15 protein-coding genes and 2 tRNA genes (1 of these 17 only partly in view) are annotated in these 16,014 nt (G+C 44.2%); 6 read left to right on the top strand and 11 right to left on the bottom strand.

Features of this window, described 5'->3' with window-relative positions; translation table 11 throughout:
• The first annotated feature begins 299 nt into the window (after positions 1-299).
• Positions 300-1,649, top strand: a complete 1,350-nt coding sequence (locus tag IGJ42_RS03105) for an aspartate kinase (protein WP_005237529.1) — start codon at positions 300-302, stop codon at positions 1,647-1,649.
• Between the two features lie 71 nt (positions 1,650-1,720).
• Here the strand turns inward: IGJ42_RS03105 and IGJ42_RS03100 are convergent, their stop codons facing one another.
• From IGJ42_RS03100 to IGJ42_RS03090, 3 genes are all read right to left on the bottom strand, one after another.
• A complete protein-coding gene (locus tag IGJ42_RS03100; protein ID WP_005237530.1) occupies positions 1,721-2,251 on the bottom strand; it encodes a haloacid dehalogenase in 531 nt (176 codons plus the stop codon).
• A 104-nt stretch (positions 2,252-2,355) separates the two neighbouring features.
• Positions 2,356-3,216: a Cof-type HAD-IIB family hydrolase gene (locus IGJ42_RS03095; protein WP_016611697.1), complete on the bottom strand. Its 861-nt coding sequence runs from the start codon at positions 3,214-3,216 to the stop codon at positions 2,356-2,358.
• Positions 3,217-3,224: 8 nt separating this feature from the next.
• Complete coding sequence (locus IGJ42_RS03090) at positions 3,225-4,055, bottom strand: DUF72 domain-containing protein (protein ID WP_139960555.1); 831 nt, start codon at positions 4,053-4,055, stop codon at positions 3,225-3,227.
• Positions 4,056-4,143: 88 nt separating this feature from the next.
• Here IGJ42_RS03090 and IGJ42_RS03085 point away from each other — a divergent pair, with 88 nt between their 5' ends.
• Positions 4,144-5,112 (top strand): asparaginase, encoded by a 969-nt coding sequence (locus IGJ42_RS03085; protein WP_005237533.1) that lies wholly within the window; start codon positions 4,144-4,146, stop codon positions 5,110-5,112.
• A gap of 50 nt (positions 5,113-5,162) precedes the next feature.
• Here the strand turns inward: IGJ42_RS03085 and IGJ42_RS03080 are convergent, their stop codons facing one another.
• The 6 genes from IGJ42_RS03080 to IGJ42_RS03055 form a co-directional block, all read right to left on the bottom strand.
• Positions 5,163-5,921, bottom strand: coding sequence for an acyl-ACP thioesterase domain-containing protein (locus tag IGJ42_RS03080; protein WP_086333031.1), 759 nt, complete (start codon positions 5,919-5,921; stop codon positions 5,163-5,165).
• Between the two features lie 15 nt (positions 5,922-5,936).
• On the bottom strand, positions 5,937-6,767 hold the full coding sequence (locus IGJ42_RS03075; protein WP_086333030.1) for a fructosamine kinase family protein: 831 nt from the start codon (positions 6,765-6,767) through the stop codon (positions 5,937-5,939).
• A gap of 16 nt (positions 6,768-6,783) precedes the next feature.
• Positions 6,784-7,563, bottom strand: a complete 780-nt coding sequence (locus IGJ42_RS03070; protein ID WP_086333029.1) for a tyrosine-protein phosphatase — start codon at positions 7,561-7,563, stop codon at positions 6,784-6,786.
• Between the two features lie 158 nt (positions 7,564-7,721).
• Complete coding sequence (locus IGJ42_RS03065; RefSeq protein WP_008377011.1) at positions 7,722-9,110, bottom strand: L-cystine transporter; 1,389 nt, start codon at positions 9,108-9,110, stop codon at positions 7,722-7,724.
• A 345-nt stretch (positions 9,111-9,455) separates the two neighbouring features.
• Positions 9,456-10,784, bottom strand: a complete 1,329-nt coding sequence (locus IGJ42_RS03060; protein ID WP_005225135.1) for an aminopeptidase C — start codon at positions 10,782-10,784, stop codon at positions 9,456-9,458.
• Positions 10,785-10,918: 134 nt separating this feature from the next.
• On the bottom strand, positions 10,919-11,935 hold the full coding sequence (locus IGJ42_RS03055) for an acyltransferase family protein (protein WP_422705396.1): 1,017 nt from the start codon (positions 11,933-11,935) through the stop codon (positions 10,919-10,921).
• A 164-nt stretch (positions 11,936-12,099) separates the two neighbouring features.
• Here IGJ42_RS03055 and IGJ42_RS03050 point away from each other — a divergent pair, with 164 nt between their 5' ends.
• Together IGJ42_RS03050 and IGJ42_RS03045 are read left to right on the top strand one after the other, a co-directional pair.
• Positions 12,100-12,489 (top strand): GntR family transcriptional regulator, encoded by a 390-nt coding sequence (locus IGJ42_RS03050; protein ID WP_005237540.1) that lies wholly within the window; start codon positions 12,100-12,102, stop codon positions 12,487-12,489.
• Positions 12,486-13,874, top strand: a complete 1,389-nt coding sequence (locus IGJ42_RS03045) for a hypothetical protein (RefSeq protein ID WP_008377002.1) — start codon at positions 12,486-12,488, stop codon at positions 13,872-13,874. The genes IGJ42_RS03050 and IGJ42_RS03045 overlap by 4 nt, the downstream gene beginning before the upstream one ends.
• 114 nt (positions 13,875-13,988) lie before the next feature.
• Here IGJ42_RS03045 and IGJ42_RS03040 read toward each other — a convergent pair.
• A tRNA-Asn gene (locus tag IGJ42_RS03040) sits at positions 13,989-14,062 on the bottom strand.
• Between the two features lie 194 nt (positions 14,063-14,256).
• Between IGJ42_RS03040 and IGJ42_RS03035 the strand changes: the two genes are divergently transcribed.
• Positions 14,257-14,329 (top strand) — tRNA-Thr (locus IGJ42_RS03035).
• 692 nt (positions 14,330-15,021) lie between these two features.
• Here the strand turns inward: IGJ42_RS03035 and IGJ42_RS03030 are convergent.
• Positions 15,022-15,456, bottom strand: a complete 435-nt coding sequence (locus tag IGJ42_RS03030; RefSeq protein ID WP_422705397.1) for a universal stress protein — start codon at positions 15,454-15,456, stop codon at positions 15,022-15,024.
• A gap of 391 nt (positions 15,457-15,847) precedes the next feature.
• Here IGJ42_RS03030 and IGJ42_RS03025 point away from each other — a divergent pair, with 391 nt between their 5' ends.
• Positions 15,848-16,014, top strand: the start of a protein-coding gene (locus tag IGJ42_RS03025) for an iron-sulfur cluster biosynthesis family protein (protein ID WP_008376995.1). 190 nt of this gene lie beyond the right edge of the window; only the first 167 of its 357 coding nucleotides appear in the window; its start codon is at positions 15,848-15,850; its stop codon lies beyond the right edge, outside the window.

Below are 16,014 nucleotides of genomic sequence, written 5' to 3'. Positions count from 1 at the left end.
ATTGATTAATAAGTTCATTGAGTATAAAAAGGACAGACAGTCCCTTTATAAAAAAGCATCTACGCTAGATTATAGCATAAAGAAAAAAATCAAGCATTAGATTGAGGCAAAAAAGATCGACTTTTTTCGCATCGAATAAAATCATTCACGGCTTTTCCATCGATAATGAAAACAAATCGTGAAATTTACATCAACAAGTGACTTTTTTTCTGATTTTTCCGATTTTTTTCAAGAAACCGCTTGATTTCTCCCTATTGAAACTGTACTCTAGTAAAAAGCTTGAACAGGAGTAATGTCAAATGAAAGTAGCGAAATTCGGAGGCAGTTCCCTTGCCTCAGCCGAACAAGTCGAAAAAGTTGTTGCGATAATTGAAAGTGATCCTAAAAGACGGTTTGTTGTTGTTTCAGCGCCTGGTAAGCGTTCCAGCGACGATCAGAAAGTCACCGATCTGTTACTAGCAGTCTGTACCCGTCTGTGTGCCCAAGAAGAAATCACTGATTTAATAGAAGAAATCTATGCCCGCTATACAGCGATCGCCGCCCCCTTTGGTATCGAACAAGTCCATTTAGACCGCATCTGGCAATCATTGGCGGCTTTTCAAACACTGCCTACTCAAGACAATCCGCATCTTTATGATACGGTCTTGGCAAGCGGCGAAGACAACAATGCCAAATTGATCGCTGGGATTTTACAAAGCCGTGGGTTAGCTGCTCGCTACATGAATCCGCAAGAACTTGGGTTGCTAGTGACGGATGAACCCCAAAACGCCCGTATCTTGAACAAATCGTACGCTAAGATCGCACAATGGCGCGATAGTCCTGAAATCTTAGTGATTCCTGGCTTCTTTGGTTACACAGAAGCCGGCGAAATCTGTACCTTCTCTCGAGGGGGATCTGATATTTCTGGTGCCATCGTGGCGGCTGGTCTGCAAGTAGAATTGTACGAAAACTTTACCGATGTCGATGGGATTTTTTCTGCTCATCCAGGCTACGTTCATCATCCAGAGTCCATCAAAGAAGTGACTTACCGAGAAATGCGGGAGCTGTCTTATGCCGGCTTTACTGTTTTGCACGATGAGGCGTTGATGCCTTCATACCATGCGAAAATTCCCGTGGTGATCAAAAACACCAATAACCCAAGTCATCCCGGCACCTTGATCACCAACCAAAGAGACAATTTGGATCAGCCGGTGATCGGCGTTGCCAGTGACGAAGGCTTTTGTATGATCTATATCCGCAAATACTTGATGAACCGCGAAGTTGGGTTCACGTTACGGGTCTTAGAGATTTTCCGGGAATTTGATTTAAATTATGAACACATGCCTTCAGGAATCGATGATATCTCGATCATTATGCGCTCCAACCAGTTGAATCCAGTATTGGAAGAAGAACTGCTGCGCAAGATCGCCTACGAGATCGATCCCGATGAACTGCGAATGACCCACGATCTATCCATGGTCGTCGTCGTTGGTGAAGGGATGCGTCAGCGGGTCGGGATCACTGCCGACAGTACCGCTGCCCTTGCGCGGAAAAATATCAACTTAGAGATGATCAACCAGGGGTCCTCTGAGGTCAGCATCATGTTCGGCATCCACAAAGAACAAGAAAAAGCCGCTGTCAGAACCCTTTACTACACTTTCTTTGATTAAACCAAACGTGCCAGTTGCACCACTCCTTTTGCTGATAAGCAATCGGAACGGGCAACTGGCACGTTTCTTTATTATTCTGACGATTCTTGGGCTTGCGCTTGTTTTTGTGCCAATTGGCGTTTGATTTCTGCCTTGATTCGCGGTTCAGGAGCAAACCGTTCTTCCCAATCGCTAGGCTTCATGACTTTGTGGGTCTCAGGATCATAATGGGGCTGCCCATCTGGAAAAAGTTTCCCCATGTTGGCGTCATGAACGATAGCCAGGATCGGCGCTGGATCGACCCCTACCAGTGAAAAAGAGCCATAGGTAAAATACAGCAGATCACAGAGCGCATCGACTTGTTCTACTAGGGAATCACTGACAGGCTGTTGTTTGGCAGCCAGCTTGGCTTGGGCTTGATCAATTGCTTGATGCAAATGGGTCAACCCTGCTTGAAAGGTCTCTTCGTCATTGTTGCTGGCAGCATAAAGGAACTCAACTAATTCTTCAATTTTAAAACCAGCACGAAACTGGGCTTTTTCCGCTGAAAAAGCTTGTGGATATGGCGGTCGTGTTGGATCAAAGGTTTTATGAAACTCTTCCGTCATTTCAAATGGACTCATTTCTCTCGCTTCTTTCTGCTTTTTCTAATGGTTCTGTTTCATGGTTCTGCGCTGTCTCCTACGTTGCTTCATGGATTGGCTACACCTTGTTTATTTTTTTTAATTCAATCCCTTGCTTGGGCATCCTCGGCAATGATCCCAAAATGGATCAAGGCTTTCTTGATGCCGTCATGATCGTTGGTGTCCGTCACAAAGTCAGCACTGGCTTTGGTGATGGGCTGGGCATTGCCCATCGCAACCCCGATCCCCACACCTTCTAACATTTCCACATCATTAAAATGATCCCCAAAGGCCATCGCTTCTTCCATCGCGATTCCTTCATAGGCCAAAAATTCTTTGATCCCTTTGATTTTCGAACCGTTTTTCGGCACGATATCAACAGAATAGGCATTGGATCGCTTAAAATCACATTGCGGCAGCTTGGAGCGTAATTTTTCGCGCTCTGATTCAGGGCTCAGCATAATGCACTGATAGATTGGCTCTCGTAAAATGTCCAATGATTCATAACGTTTGGCGTTGCGATTGGGACTGAAGCGCTGCAAGACTTTCTTTAAAAAGCCGACGGGAAATTTTTTCGGTACATAGCGCAAATAGCGCTGCATGACGGGTGATTGGCTTAAACGGATCGTCAAGCTGCCAGCCACTTGCGTTTCTCCGCCAAACATGACTTGACGATAATTTTCATCGGCGTATTCTACGATCGCTTCCAGCGTTTGTTTTGGAAAAGGTTTGGCATAAATCAAGGTTTCCTTCGTGTAAACATATTGGCCGTTATAGGTGATAAACATGTCTAACGACAAGTAATCGATCACCTTCTCTAAATCAACCGGACCACGTCCGGTGGCAATGCCGCAGAGGACGCCATTGGCTTGGGCTTGTTTGATGGCTTCACGGGTACTGGCAAGCGCCTTGCCGTTACTGGCAATCAGTGTGCCATCAATATCAAAAAAGATTGCTTTTATCATATGACTCCTCAAAATAATTTCAACTGATTAGGATTTAATGCTTCGTAATCAATCTGCAGCGCATCGATCAATGCGCGAGCATTGTCAGCGGCGTCACGACCGGCATTATTATTGAAGACCACTGCGACTTCTTTGGCATTGGCTTCGATGGCTTGAATCGCTTGTTTTAACTCCGTTAGTTCGGCTTGGTCATAGCGATACAAGGTCCGCAGATTTTTGGCATCTGGCCCCGTCGCTGTCCAGCCGCTGTCGTTGCGTCCATGAAAACGGCACAGGACAAACGCAGGATTGGTCACGGTTGGATCAAGGGGAATCGTGGTCGATAGCTTTTTCGGCTGATCAACGACTACTAAGGAAAACTGTTTTCGCTTCATATAATCGATCATTCCCGGATACAGTTTCGGCTGATACCAGCTGCTGTCTCTCAGCTCAATCGCCACTGGGTAACCCGCAAACCATTCTCGCACTTGATCTAAATAGGCGACATTTTCTTTCGAACATTTAAAGCTGTTGGGAAATTGCGCCAATAGGCAAAACAGTTTGCCCGCTTCTACCATTGGCGCGATCGCTTCTTTATAAAGCTGCAGCGCTTCGGTCATGGTCAACTGATCTGGCAAATCCCCTTGGGTGGTCACACTTTGATGGACTTTCAACACAAAGCGGAAATTTTCGGGAATCTGGGTCAACCAATTGCGCACGTCTTTTTCTTTTGGCAAAAAATGATAGGTGGTATCCAGCTCAACTAACGGAAAATAACGGGCATACTCAAATAATTTCGAGTTTTTTCTTTGCACGAGACTGCCATGTTCACTAAATGTGGTACAACCAATTCGAATCATTTTTTCCCATCGCTCCTTGTTTTCTTATTTTAATAGTATACAATAGTTTTGAGTTAAGAGTAAATAAATCATTGCAGGTGATGAAAAAATGAAACGAATTCTCGTGTTGCACACTGGCGGCACCATCGCCATGAAAGAAGATACCCTGACAGGCGGCGTCAGCCCCGATGTCAGCAATCCGCTGATGGATGCACCGATCCACATTGATGACGATGTTGAATTGATCGTCGAAGACATTTTTAATATTCCCAGCCCTCATATGACGCCAAAAGAAATGCTGCAGCTGAAAGAACGTATCCAGCTGGCGCATTTAAGCGGTGTCGATGGGGTCGTGATCACTCACGGAACCGATACGCTGGAAGAAACGGCCTTCTTTTTAGATACCACGATCGGCGGTCAGTTACCGATCGTGGTGACTGGTGCCATGCGCTCAAGTAATGAAATCGGCAGTGACGGGCTTTATAACTTTGAAAGTGCGATTCGGGTCGCCAAGTCCCCCGATGCCATAGGAAAAGGTGTCTTAGTCGTCATGAACGATGAGATCCATTCCGCACGTTATGTTACGAAAACCCACACCACCAATATTGCGACGTTCCGCACCCCGACATTAGGTCCGATCGGCTTAGTCACAAAGCACCGAATCTTGTTTATGCAAGAGCTGTTAAATAACCGCCATTTGGATGTTGATCGTGTCGATGGTTTGTTTCCGATCGTCAAAGCCTATGCTGGGATGACCGGGGAATTGTTCGATGCTTTAGCCGACTCGCTGATCGATGGACTAGTGATCGAAGCTTTAGGCGCTGGCAATCTGCCGCCTCAAACCATTGAGCCTTTGAAAAAACTGATCGCTAGAAACATTCCGGTCGTCTTAGTTTCTCGCTGCTTCAACGGAGTTGCCGAGCCGGTCTATGACTACTTAGGCGGCGGGATCGAATTGCAAGCTCTTGGGGTGATTTTCTGCAATAGCATCAATAGCCAAAAAGCCCGCATCAAATTGTTGATAGCGAAAAACCGTGGGTTGACCATGGATGAGCTTCCTGATTTCATGGAGAATTGACCAAACAAAAACCCTTTTGCCATTCCGTTAACGGAGGCAAAAGGGTTGTTTTATTTTTCTCGCCAAGTAAAGATGGCTTCGCAGTAAGTATCCTCACCGATCTTGATCTCGTGGATCGTTTGCAGCGGCACAGCCTCGCCGGCTTCATCGACTGTCTTTTCATTGATTTGAAAATGGCTTTCGATCAAATGGCCGTAAGCAACTTCCCGATCAAAGCGGATCGTCACTTGTGTCACTTCATGTTTTGTTAAAAACTCATAGCCTAAGACGTCCATCAGCCAATTGAAATACATGGCGTTGTTGACATGCTGATTGCTATCGATATCGTAGAAACGCACCCGATACGGCAAAAATTGTCCTTGCGTGATAGTGGTGATCTTCGGATAGCGTTTGATTCGCTTAATTTTTTCACTGCCAAAAGGTACCACGATCTCATCCGGAACACTGCTGACTTTGCGCGTCTCCGGGTCCATCAACGCAAAAACCGCTTCGATTTTGACCAATTCCGTTCCGTCTTCTGCCAATAACCAAAAGTAACGGTAGCAGAAAAACTTATTGTATTCTCTCGCCTGGGTCGCCACTTGGATCTGCTCCCCTACGCGCGGCAAACGAGTTACCGTTATATGATAGCTGGTAATGATCCAGGTCAAGCCATAACTAGCGATGACTTCCGGTCCGCGGTTTAACGCCGCACTTTGTTCTTCTGATGTCTTGATGGCAATGCCTAGCATGGCTGGAAACGTCATCGTTTGGTTGACATCACATTCATAATACGCCACTTCATGCGTGGTTTGATACTTTGCTGCCATAGTTCTAATTGCCTCCTAAAAACGACTCAATATTTCATCGACAGTTGGTCCATAACTTTCGCCAAATTGATTCAAATGGACCAATAAATAATACAATTGATACACTGGCAGTCGCTCTTTCCAATTCTCATCTAATGGATAGACTTCTTGATAGCCTTCCAAAAATTCCTGACGAAAACCGCCGAAAAGCTGGGACATCGCAATATCCATTTCTCGATCCCCATAGGCGACTGCCGGATCAAGAAACACTGGTTCTCCTTGTTGATCGAACAGCACATTCCCCCGCCAAAAATCACCGTGTAATAAAGCAGGTGTGACGCTGCGATCACGCCAATTCTCATGCAAAAATTCTTTCAAACGCAGATAAGCGGCTTCCCGTTTGGCATGCCAGTGATTACCCAGCTTCGCTAATTCGACTTGCACATCCAAACGGCAGACTGTGTAAAAATCAAGCCAATCGGTGGTTTTCGGATTGACTTGCGGCAAAAAGCCGATGTAATTGTCTTCGTAAAAACCAAAAGACTCCTGCGTCTGCTGATGAAGCCGAGCCAAGCATTGGCCTAAGCGCCGCTGCTGTCCTTCCCCACTATCGATCCATTCCATCAATAAAAATGCCCCCACTTCGGTCTGACCGAGGCGTTCGATTTTTGGCACCCGCACGAAAGGGGCTAATTCAGCTAAGCCATTGATTTCTGCTTGAAAGAACACCGATGAAACATGAGGATGGATCTTTAAAAAATAGCGATTTTCTGCTGTCGTGAAACGATACGTTTGATTGACATCCCCACCACTGATGGGTGTCAGCGAGCCGGGCATCCCGATTGCTGCGAACAATGCTTCCTCCATACGGATCTCCCTTTCTTTACTCAGTCAGTTGGGCAGTCAAATACGCTTGTTCCTCTTTCGTCACCCCTAGTCCTTGCAGGAGATACTGATCGACCGAACCGAAATACTGATCGATCGCAGCCAAACTTTCCTCAAGAAAACTCTCTTTGGCACTCATCAAAACCGTAATCGCCGTTAACAGCTCTTGCGGCAAATGCTGGGTCATTGGGGCAAATTTTTCTTTTAGCATTGGGGCTAAATAGCGATTGGTCGCTAAATAATCTTCTTTGATCGTCGCTGGTGCCACAGCCAACACATGCAGCAATAAAAAGGCGCCAAAGCCTGTGCGATCTTTGCCCGCGGTACAGTGGAACAAGGTTGCTCCTTTACCTTCCGCATTGTCGATCACATGATCAAAGAACTGCCGATATTGTTGGCGGGCATAGTCGCTTTCAACAAAGTGACGGTAGACTTTTTTCATCTGCTCTTCGGCATCTTCCCCATCTTCCAAGCGCTGCTTCAAGCTTTCTGGCGACAAGGAAACCATCGTTTCGTCTTCTTTGAAAATAGGTAAAAAAAGCTGCTTTGCTGTGGCGATCGGTCGATCAGGCTGTGCATTGGCTTCAGCGATGGAGCGAAAATCAATGACCTGATTGACCCCATAGTTTGCCAGTACTGCTTGATCTGAAGCAGTCAATTCATTGATCGCCGCACTGCGGATCAATTTTTTTCGTTTGATCGTCGTGCCGTTTTTCGTTTGATAGCCGCCAAGTTCTCTGACGTTTGCCGCTCGTTCTAGTTGAATCAATTGTGTCATTGCTTATCCCTCCCGCGATGTTCTAGTTAAAAGTATAGCAGAAACTTCGCTATTAAGGGCACTGAAACCTAGATTTTTCTACAAGCTGAGCTTTAACGGACAAAAAAAGAAAGACCACACGTAGTCTTTCTTTGCTTTCGGTTATTATAAAACCTTTTCTACTCGGCTTCGATCACGGCCGCAGAATCATCTAAGATCGAACGATCCAGTTCGTTGATACGGCTGCTGGTCACCATTCCAGCAACCATACTGTCGCTGACATTAACAAGTGTCCGTGCCATATCGATCAATGGTTCAACGGAAATAACTAAGCCTACGATGGCGATCGGCAAATTCATTGATCCTAAGACGATCAATGAAGCAAAAGTTGCGCCACCGCCGACACCGGCAACGCCGAATGAGCTGATTGTAACAACGGCAACTAACAGCAGGATAAACTGCCAATCAAAGACATTGATTCCAACCGTTGGTGCAACGATCGTTGCCAACATCGCTGGATAAACACCCGCACATCCGTTTTGACCAATCGATAAACCAAAGCTGCCTGCAAAGTTAGCCGTGGCTTCATCAACACCTAACGCTTTGGTTTGGGTTTCGATGTTCAATGGCAAGGCACCGGCACTTGAACGAGAAGTAAAGGCGAAGCTCAAGACTGGAAAAGCCTTTTTGAAATACGTTACTGGATTGACCCGTACAGCGATCAGCAATAATGAATGAACGAGTAAGACCAAAATCAAAGCGGCATAAGAAGCGATGATAAATTTCCCTAAGTTCAAGATGGCTTCAAAATCACTTGAAGCTAATACGTTAGTCATCAATGCCAAAACCCCATAAGGTGTCAGGCGCAAAACTAACGTGACGATACGCATCACGATTTTATATAAGCTGTCCATCAAATTCGCAAAAGTTTCCGCTTCTTTCGGTGATTTGCGTTTGACACCAAGAAAGGCAATCCCAACAAAGGCTGAGAAAATCACGACACCGATCGTACTTGTCGAACGAGTACCAGCAAAGTCGGCGAAGACATTACTTGGGATGAAAGAAACGATTTGTTGTGGGATCGATAGATCTTGGACTTGTGTCGAACGTTCCGCTAATTCTGCGATCCGCGCTGTTTCCGTTGCTCCTTCGGTAAAGCTGGCACCGTCAAGACCAAAGACCATGACCATCACGATCCCGATCAAGGCAGCGATCGCCGTTGTCCCTAGCAAAGTCGCAAGAACCGTAAAACTGATCTTCTTGATTTTTTCGCTTTCTTTCATCTTGGTGAAAGCACCAACGATCGAAACGAAGATCAAGGGCATGATCAGCATTTGCAAGAGGGCCACATAGCCGCTACCGACCATCGTGATCCAGTCAAGAGCTTGCGTGACAACATCAGAGCCTGTCCCAAAAATCAGCTGTAGCACACCACCAAAAACGATCCCGACGAACAACGCCGCAAAGACCCGCGTTGAAAACTTCAGGTGACGCTTTTGCAATAAGTAGAACCCATAAATAAGGGCAGCAAAAAGTAGAACAACAATAATAGTTAACAGATTTGTCATTTGAATCCTCCTTTTGTTCAATAAACATGACAAAGTCTGTCAGAGGAAGTAAAGGTTCCCAGTGACCATTCTTCAACAGTTCACTCTAATGAGACGTGTGGCATCATTAGTGACTATTCCATTTTAAAGAAGTTTGCTTCATCTTACAATAAATAAGTTCCCACTTTTCTGGGATGGTACCGCTTTTTTGTCAGTAAATAAAAAAAGAACCGTTGCCACACTCCCATGCTGCTAGGATTTCTGCTTTCCTAACAGTTAGATTGCGGCAACTGGTTCGTTATTTTTTCATTTCGTCTTTTTGAAAAATTTCAGAAAATATTCAGGCAATCATTAGAAATTGCTGACTTACGCCAAAGCGCCCATTGGATCCCAAGGTGCTAAGACCGTTGGTTCTGCTTCAAAGGCAGCCAATTGTTCTGCTGTCAGGAATTCTTTGCGAACCACGATTTGATAGGTGTATTCATCCATCCATGCATCGCTCATGACGAAGAAGCCATTCGTTCCGACTTTTTCACCCCAGCTGTTTTCGACTTTCCATTTGGTTGATTCGCCGTCGATCAAGTCAACGCCAGTCAAGACCATCGCGTGGGTCATTAAGCTTTCGCCAAAATCTAAGCGTTCTGCTTTGGTCATCGTAAAGTCGATATCAAATAAGTCGTTGATATCATAGGCATCTAATGCCATGATCCCAGTATCTCTGGTAGAAGATTGACCGACATCACAACCGAACCACACGGACTCTCCTTGTTCCAATTGAGCGATCGCTAATTTTTTGAAGGTCGGCATATCGACGTTCAAGTATTTGACTTCTTTGCCGCCAACCACGTTGCCTAGCATTTCTACGGTATACGATTGATTGTAAGGTTTGTCGGCAGTTGGTGCGTTGATGATACTGACATAATCGTCAAGGTCCACCCCGACATATTTTTCATAAAAGCTTTGTGGTGTTAAGTTGCGATCAATATGATAGTTTTTGTCTTCATCACGGTATTCAAAATCAAAGGTTTCTGGCGGTGTGCCTAAAGAAGTCGCTAAGAAACGATAAATGTCTTCCAACATCGCTTCTTTGGCTGTTTGGATGTCTTCAGCTGTTTTGCCTTCTGCTACTAGCTGACGCAAAGCAACCGCATCTTTACGCAGTTTTTTGTTTAAGTAATTGTTTAGATCACGAGAATTAGAAGAGTTGCTGCTTTCTGGCATGACCGTTTTTGGCACGACACCATATTTTTGGAAAATCGAAACGATCATGTCCCATTGCCCACCATCTTGTTGTGGGGTTTGCAATAAGAAAGCAACTTTGCGACTTGTCAAAGGCTCGTTGGCAGTTGCTAAAATATTTTCATAGAAATAGTTGGCTTTTTCGTATTTGTCCCAAAAGAAGGTATGGTTTTGAGACAATTCAAATTCTTTTAAATTGAAATCATTCAACATCTTATGACGGAATGTATTCAATGCGGCAAACATCCAGCAGCGGCCTGATTGTTTTTGGTTTGAGACTTTCCCTGTTGTCACATCGACTGAGAAAACCGGGACATTGTTGACTTTTGCTGACACGTTTTCTGCAGAAGCGGTGATCCCATTTTTCACAACACTCCGTTGCAGTGCCGTTTGTTTATTATTGTCTTGATACGCTTGCGCAAAGGCAGCGGTGGTCTTTTTTGAAATTTCTGACATATTTCTTCATCCTTTCACTTTCCGTTCCTTCCATTTTACGCCTCTGCCTCTCAAATAACAACCTCTCAAATAACAACCGCTCCTAGAAAAATGAAAGGATCATCTTTCTAAGAGCGGTTGCTCGTATCAAGGATTTAAAGGGTTAGCATCAAAAGCAAAAAGCCAAGTAAAACAAAGGATAGTCCTCGTTCAAATCGTGCATACAGGAAGCGGATCGGGCGACTAGCTAGCAAGATCGTCAGTAAAACACTGGCTAACACCAACGTCACAAAGCCTAATACCGACAGATTCAAGTCGGTGATGGCTAATGCCCGCAAGCCCTTGATGAAGATCCCCTGTAAAAGATAGACCAGCAGTGTGTTTTTGCCCCACTTCGTAAAAAACAGGTGCTCTCTGGGCACGAGGCTCAGAAAACCGATGATCCCCATCAGCCCGATCACGAAAAAGACCGCACGCAAGGGACCGCCGAACAACGGGTAGCTCAAGTAATCGTCATAAGGCTTGGAACCAAAAACCATGTACTTGTTCATCCCATGAAAAAACGCGATAAAGGTGTAGATGATCGGTAGGAAAAGCAAACTGATGGTTCGAATCTTTGGTTTCAATAAAAAGCGCATCTCATTTTTGGGAAAATAAAACCCGATAATGAAAAACGGCAAAAAGACAAAGGTCCGCTGCAAGGTCAACACTTGATTTAAAAACGGCACGTAGCCAGCAAAGATGCTCAAGCCAATACTCAGCAGGATCGCCTGCTTTTTGGACATTTTTTGAAAGATCAACAGCGAGAGCTGCCAAAAGAAGATGCTAAGCAAAAACCAAAGTGCCCATTGCGGATTCAACAGTTGGATTTTTAGCGACTCCCGTAGACCGATCAACCAGTAATAGACGGTGTAAAACACCTGAAAGAAGACATAAGGCAGCAAGAACTTTTTCATCAACTCACGAAGCTTGTGTCCCTTCGTCAACGGTTTGGCAAAGTACCCAGCCAGAAAAACAAAAGCTGGCATGTGGAAAGTGAAGATAAAATAATATAGGTCATGATAAAACTTCTGATCGCCGATAAAAGGCTGCAGCAAGTGACTGAAGACGACCAAGATCATCAGTAAAAATTTTGCATTATCAAAGTAAGCCGTTCTTTGCGATTGGCTCATAAAAAGTTCCTCCTCTAAGTTGTATCTGTCAAAGGATACCTGATCCATGAAACAGAACTGTAACAAGCTATTTACTTTTTTCTAACGATTCTTGTTCATTTGATTACCAGTTGCTATTTTGTATAGTTTGTATTAATATATATAATACAAAGGAGCTGTTTTCGATGATATTTGATATTCAAACCCAAAGCAACCAACCCATCTACCAGCAGTTGCGGGAACAGATCATTGTCGGTATCGCAAAAGGCGATTTGGCCGCTGGCGAATTGCTGCCATCCGTCCGTCAATTAGCCGAAGAGATCGGCATCAATACCATGACGATCTCAAAAGCCTACAATTCCCTCAAAGAAGAAGGCTTGTTAGTCACAGATCGACGCAAAGGAACCGCCGTTGCCGCGCCACCACCGTTTACTTCCGGACAAGAAGCGGAGTATCGCCAAAACTTACAGCTACAGCTAGCAACCGCTCTCTTACACGGCAAAAGCAAGCAAGCGCTTTTAACGGATGTTCAACAACTTCTGGACCAATTTCCTGAAAGGAATGAATGCAAATGACTTATCTTTTTTTCATTATTGCCCTCGTCCTCTGTGGGACGACCGCATTTGGTTTACGCTTGATCAGTAAACCCCACAAAAATGTTTTACTCGAAAATACCCTTGCCCCTGAGCATCTGGATGATCCTAGCGTCCACAGCTTGATCACAGAATTTCGCAAGCGTATCTTACAAGTCGTTGGTACATTTAGTGTAGCAAGTCTCCTTTTTTTGTTCAATTTATCTGACTCCATCATCCTTACCCTGTTCTGGCTTTATATGGCCGCTTTGCTGGGGACAGCTTACTTGGTGCAAGTACATTACATCGGAAAAATGCGGCAATTGATCCTTACCAATGGATGGGAACTACCCATCGATCCGATTCGGATCGATACGAAACTCGTTCAAACCAAAAATAAGCGGATGCTGCCGTGGTATAGCCTCGTTCCTGCGGGGATTTTGTTGATGATCAGTTTGTACCAAGCATGGCAGTTGCCTGATCTTTCTACAGGATACTTGATGGGCGGTGTCTCCTTAGCAATTTTTGCGCTGTTCCTCTATCTCTGGGTGATCATCAGCCGCTTACCCGTTCGCGGGATCAGCGGTGATTCAGCTATCGACCAGCACATCAATGATTTAACAAAGCGCTATTGGTCCTTATTGATCGCTGTCACTTGTACCATTACACTGCTCTTATTGACTGTCCCGCTGGCGTCCATGTCCGCCACTGGAGCATTCAGTACTATCCTCTTAGTGCTCTTTGTTGTTTTGGTGGTTTTCTTGATCGTCTTTACCTTCTTCTTGTTGCTAGATCTGCGTAAAAAACAAGATCAGCTCTTAGAACCGGCAGCACAACCGCGCTATTATGGCGAAGATGCTTACTGGCGATATGGTTTTTACATCAATCCTAATGATGCGCGACTGTTCGTTCCTGACCGTGTTGGGATGAATATCGGCATCAATTTAGGCAAACGCAGCGGACAAATCGTCGCAGGCATCACCGCTGTCTTCTTACTTGTGTTAATGGTCGGTACCATCATTCCAATGTACCGCTTAGATTTCGCTCCTGATGCGATCACCGGTGAAGTGCAAGGACAAGAAGTCACCTTTGATGCACCAATGACCGGGAAAACAACGGTCTCTTTGGCAGATATAGAAACGGTGGAATTGATCGAAGCTTTGCCATCGCCTCGTGTTCGTACCATGGGTGTAGGAACCGCCAGTTACCAAATCGGTCAGTTTACCGTTGCCGGTGAGCCTGCCAGAATGTTCGTCGACACAAAGGTGACGCCCATTTTAAAAGTCACTACTAACGATGGCCCAATCGTTTTTTACACAAATAAAAAAGCCGCCGAAACGACGGATTTATACGAGGAACTAGTACAGAAGATTTCCTCAGCGGAGTGAGTGTTCTGGAAAAAAACTGGGGAACCCATTATCCCCAGGCTATCCACAACCAACAAAAGAACGGACTCTTTCCAACAAAAAAACGACCTTCCGAAACGAAGGTCGTTTTTGATACTCCGGCAGTAGGACTCGAACCTACGACATCATGATTAACAGTCATGCGCTACTACCAACTGAGCTATGCCGGAAGAATCTATCTGTACTATACCAAATAGTCAGATAATTTAGCAAGAGCAAAAATCAATTTTTTGATCCTTTTTTTCAAGAAAATCCCCTTTTAGAAACTTCCCTTCCCGCAAAGCGTTTTTCTCAAGAAATATCCGAAAATCTCATTGACAAAGTAGCGCCTTTACGGTATTCTATATCTTGTGTTAAATAACACGCCGCTTTAGCTCAGTTGGTAGAGCGCATCCATGGTAAGGATGAGGTCGACGGTTCAAGCCCGTCAAGTGGCTTTGGTAGGACAACGTTTGTCGAACGTTGTCTTTTTTTGTACATCTAATTCCCAATATATAGCGATAATTTCTAAAGTTAACAATTCGTATTGCCTCTAATTACTTGCGATATACAAAAGAAATAAGATCGTAAAACCCAATAGTACGAAAGATACAACGGCTTTCACCATTCTCGCTGCATCTTTAAATTTGAACAAGAGCGTATAAAGATTAATAAAGTAAATGATCGACAGGACTGCTTCTTGCGAATATTCCTTCACTTGGATCAAGCCTAACCATATACTCAGCAAAAGAATCGAAAAAACAACCTAATAGTTTTCTGCAACACGCTTCATTTCATTCTCCTTTCCAATGATAGCCACTTGCAACCAGCTGAATCATGGAAACTCAGTAAATTATCAGCCCCTCTCTCCAATACTTTTCCTACATCCTTTGCTTATTAAAAGTGTAACAAACTTTCTCTTCTAATGGTCAAACTTGTTCAATTTACATAGTTATTCTTTGTTAAAAAGATTAAAATGGGTTTTCAATCGTTACTCACAGCTCAATTTTAGGCACTTCTTTTTTACAACAAAAAACCCGCTCTCCTAAAGCTAAGAGAGCAGATTTTTCAACTAAACTGAATTTTTTTGAAAGGAGATGCTTGACGCTGACTTAAAAAATAACATATTTTTTCCGTTTAATTTAAATTTTTACTTCACGACCAGCACCGTACATTTCGAATGATTAACGACATAATCGGTGGTTGAGCCCACGACAGCTCGGGTCAATGTGCCTTTACCAGTTGCACCGATAACGATCAAATCAATTGGATACAATTCAGTCGCTGCATGAATGATAAAACGTTTTGGATCACCGACTTCAACGATCACCTCAACATCTTCCACCCCATGTTGATTGGCATCATAGATTTTTTTCAACATATCCGTTTCCACACGTAATTTTTCTTGATCAAAAATTTTCGCAAAAGCATAGGCACTTGTGGATAACTCAGCATTGTTGATAACAGAGAGGACATACAATTTGGCTTTGTTCCTACGGCAAATCGCGAGTGCTTCTTGGAACGCTTTTTCTGACTGATCCGACCCATCTAAGGCTAAAAGTACATTTTGAGAATTACGTAACATCCAAATCGCCTCCTTTTCTTTATTTTACCACAAAAAATGGAAGCGTTACAAAAAAGGACGAGGTCTACTCGTAAGAGACCTAAAACTTCCTTTAAGATTTGTGAAGGTCCTTACTTGGTTCCGCAATTATGCAGTAAAATAAGAAGAACAATGATTCGAGGTGAAAGAAATGCGCTCTTTTTTCCATGCTGCAGTCACTGTGCTCTTGTACTTAGGGCTTTTCTTGCTGATAATCGGTATTATCGCCTTTTTCTTGCTAAAACTTTAAGCTTGGTTTGTTGAAAAGCAAGTTGCTGTCACATCCCTAAGAGGAGTGATACACTTGGTTTATCAACAATTATCGAAACGAACAGCTTGCTGCTCACTCGTTTCAAAAAGGAGATCATGCAAAATGGACTTACATATTACCCCTAATGCCGCTGCTCGCTTTCCAGAAGGACACGACTTATATATTCTGACGAGTAATGACGGATCGAACCAATTTTCTTCAGCAGCTGGATGCTGTATGATCGGCGAACGTTTTTTGATCACACCGATCGACGAACCGTTAGACCCATA

It is taken from the genome of Enterococcus sp. DIV1067f (genome assembly GCF_050543505.1).
In the GTDB taxonomy this organism is placed as follows: domain Bacteria; phylum Bacillota; class Bacilli; order Lactobacillales; family Enterococcaceae; genus Enterococcus_D; species Enterococcus_D entomosocium.
The sequence above is the reverse complement of the archived record's forward strand: the minus strand, read 5'-3'. Positions and strand labels throughout refer to the sequence as shown.

Coding starts and splice junctions, on each gene's coding strand:
- IGJ42_RS03065 (WP_008377011.1), bottom strand. CDS start 9,110: ATGACAAATCTGTTAACTATTATTGTTGTTCTACTTTTTGCTGCCCTT.
- IGJ42_RS03080 (WP_086333031.1), bottom strand. CDS start 5,921: ATGGCAGCAAAGTATCAAACCACGCATGAAGTGGCGTATTATGAATGT.
- IGJ42_RS03085 (WP_005237533.1), top strand. CDS start 4,144: ATGAAACGAATTCTCGTGTTGCACACTGGCGGCACCATCGCCATGAAA.
- IGJ42_RS03055 (WP_422705396.1), bottom strand. CDS start 11,935: ATGAGCCAATCGCAAAGAACGGCTTACTTTGATAATGCAAAATTTTTA.
- IGJ42_RS03105 (WP_005237529.1), top strand. CDS start 300: ATGAAAGTAGCGAAATTCGGAGGCAGTTCCCTTGCCTCAGCCGAACAA.
- IGJ42_RS03095 (WP_016611697.1), bottom strand. CDS start 3,216: ATGATAAAAGCAATCTTTTTTGATATTGATGGCACACTGATTGCCAGT.
- IGJ42_RS03075 (WP_086333030.1), bottom strand. CDS start 6,767: ATGGAGGAAGCATTGTTCGCAGCAATCGGGATGCCCGGCTCGCTGACA.
- IGJ42_RS03050 (WP_005237540.1), top strand. CDS start 12,100: ATGATATTTGATATTCAAACCCAAAGCAACCAACCCATCTACCAGCAG.
- IGJ42_RS03090 (WP_139960555.1), bottom strand. CDS start 4,055: ATGATTCGAATTGGTTGTACCACATTTAGTGAACATGGCAGTCTCGTG.
- IGJ42_RS03045 (WP_008377002.1), top strand. CDS start 12,486: ATGACTTATCTTTTTTTCATTATTGCCCTCGTCCTCTGTGGGACGACC.
- IGJ42_RS03060 (WP_005225135.1), bottom strand. CDS start 10,784: ATGTCAGAAATTTCAAAAAAGACCACCGCTGCCTTTGCGCAAGCGTAT.
- IGJ42_RS03030 (WP_422705397.1), bottom strand. CDS start 15,456: ATGTTACGTAATTCTCAAAATGTACTTTTAGCCTTAGATGGGTCGGAT.
- IGJ42_RS03070 (WP_086333029.1), bottom strand. CDS start 7,563: ATGACACAATTGATTCAACTAGAACGAGCGGCAAACGTCAGAGAACTT.
- IGJ42_RS03100 (WP_005237530.1), bottom strand. CDS start 2,251: ATGAGTCCATTTGAAATGACGGAAGAGTTTCATAAAACCTTTGATCCA.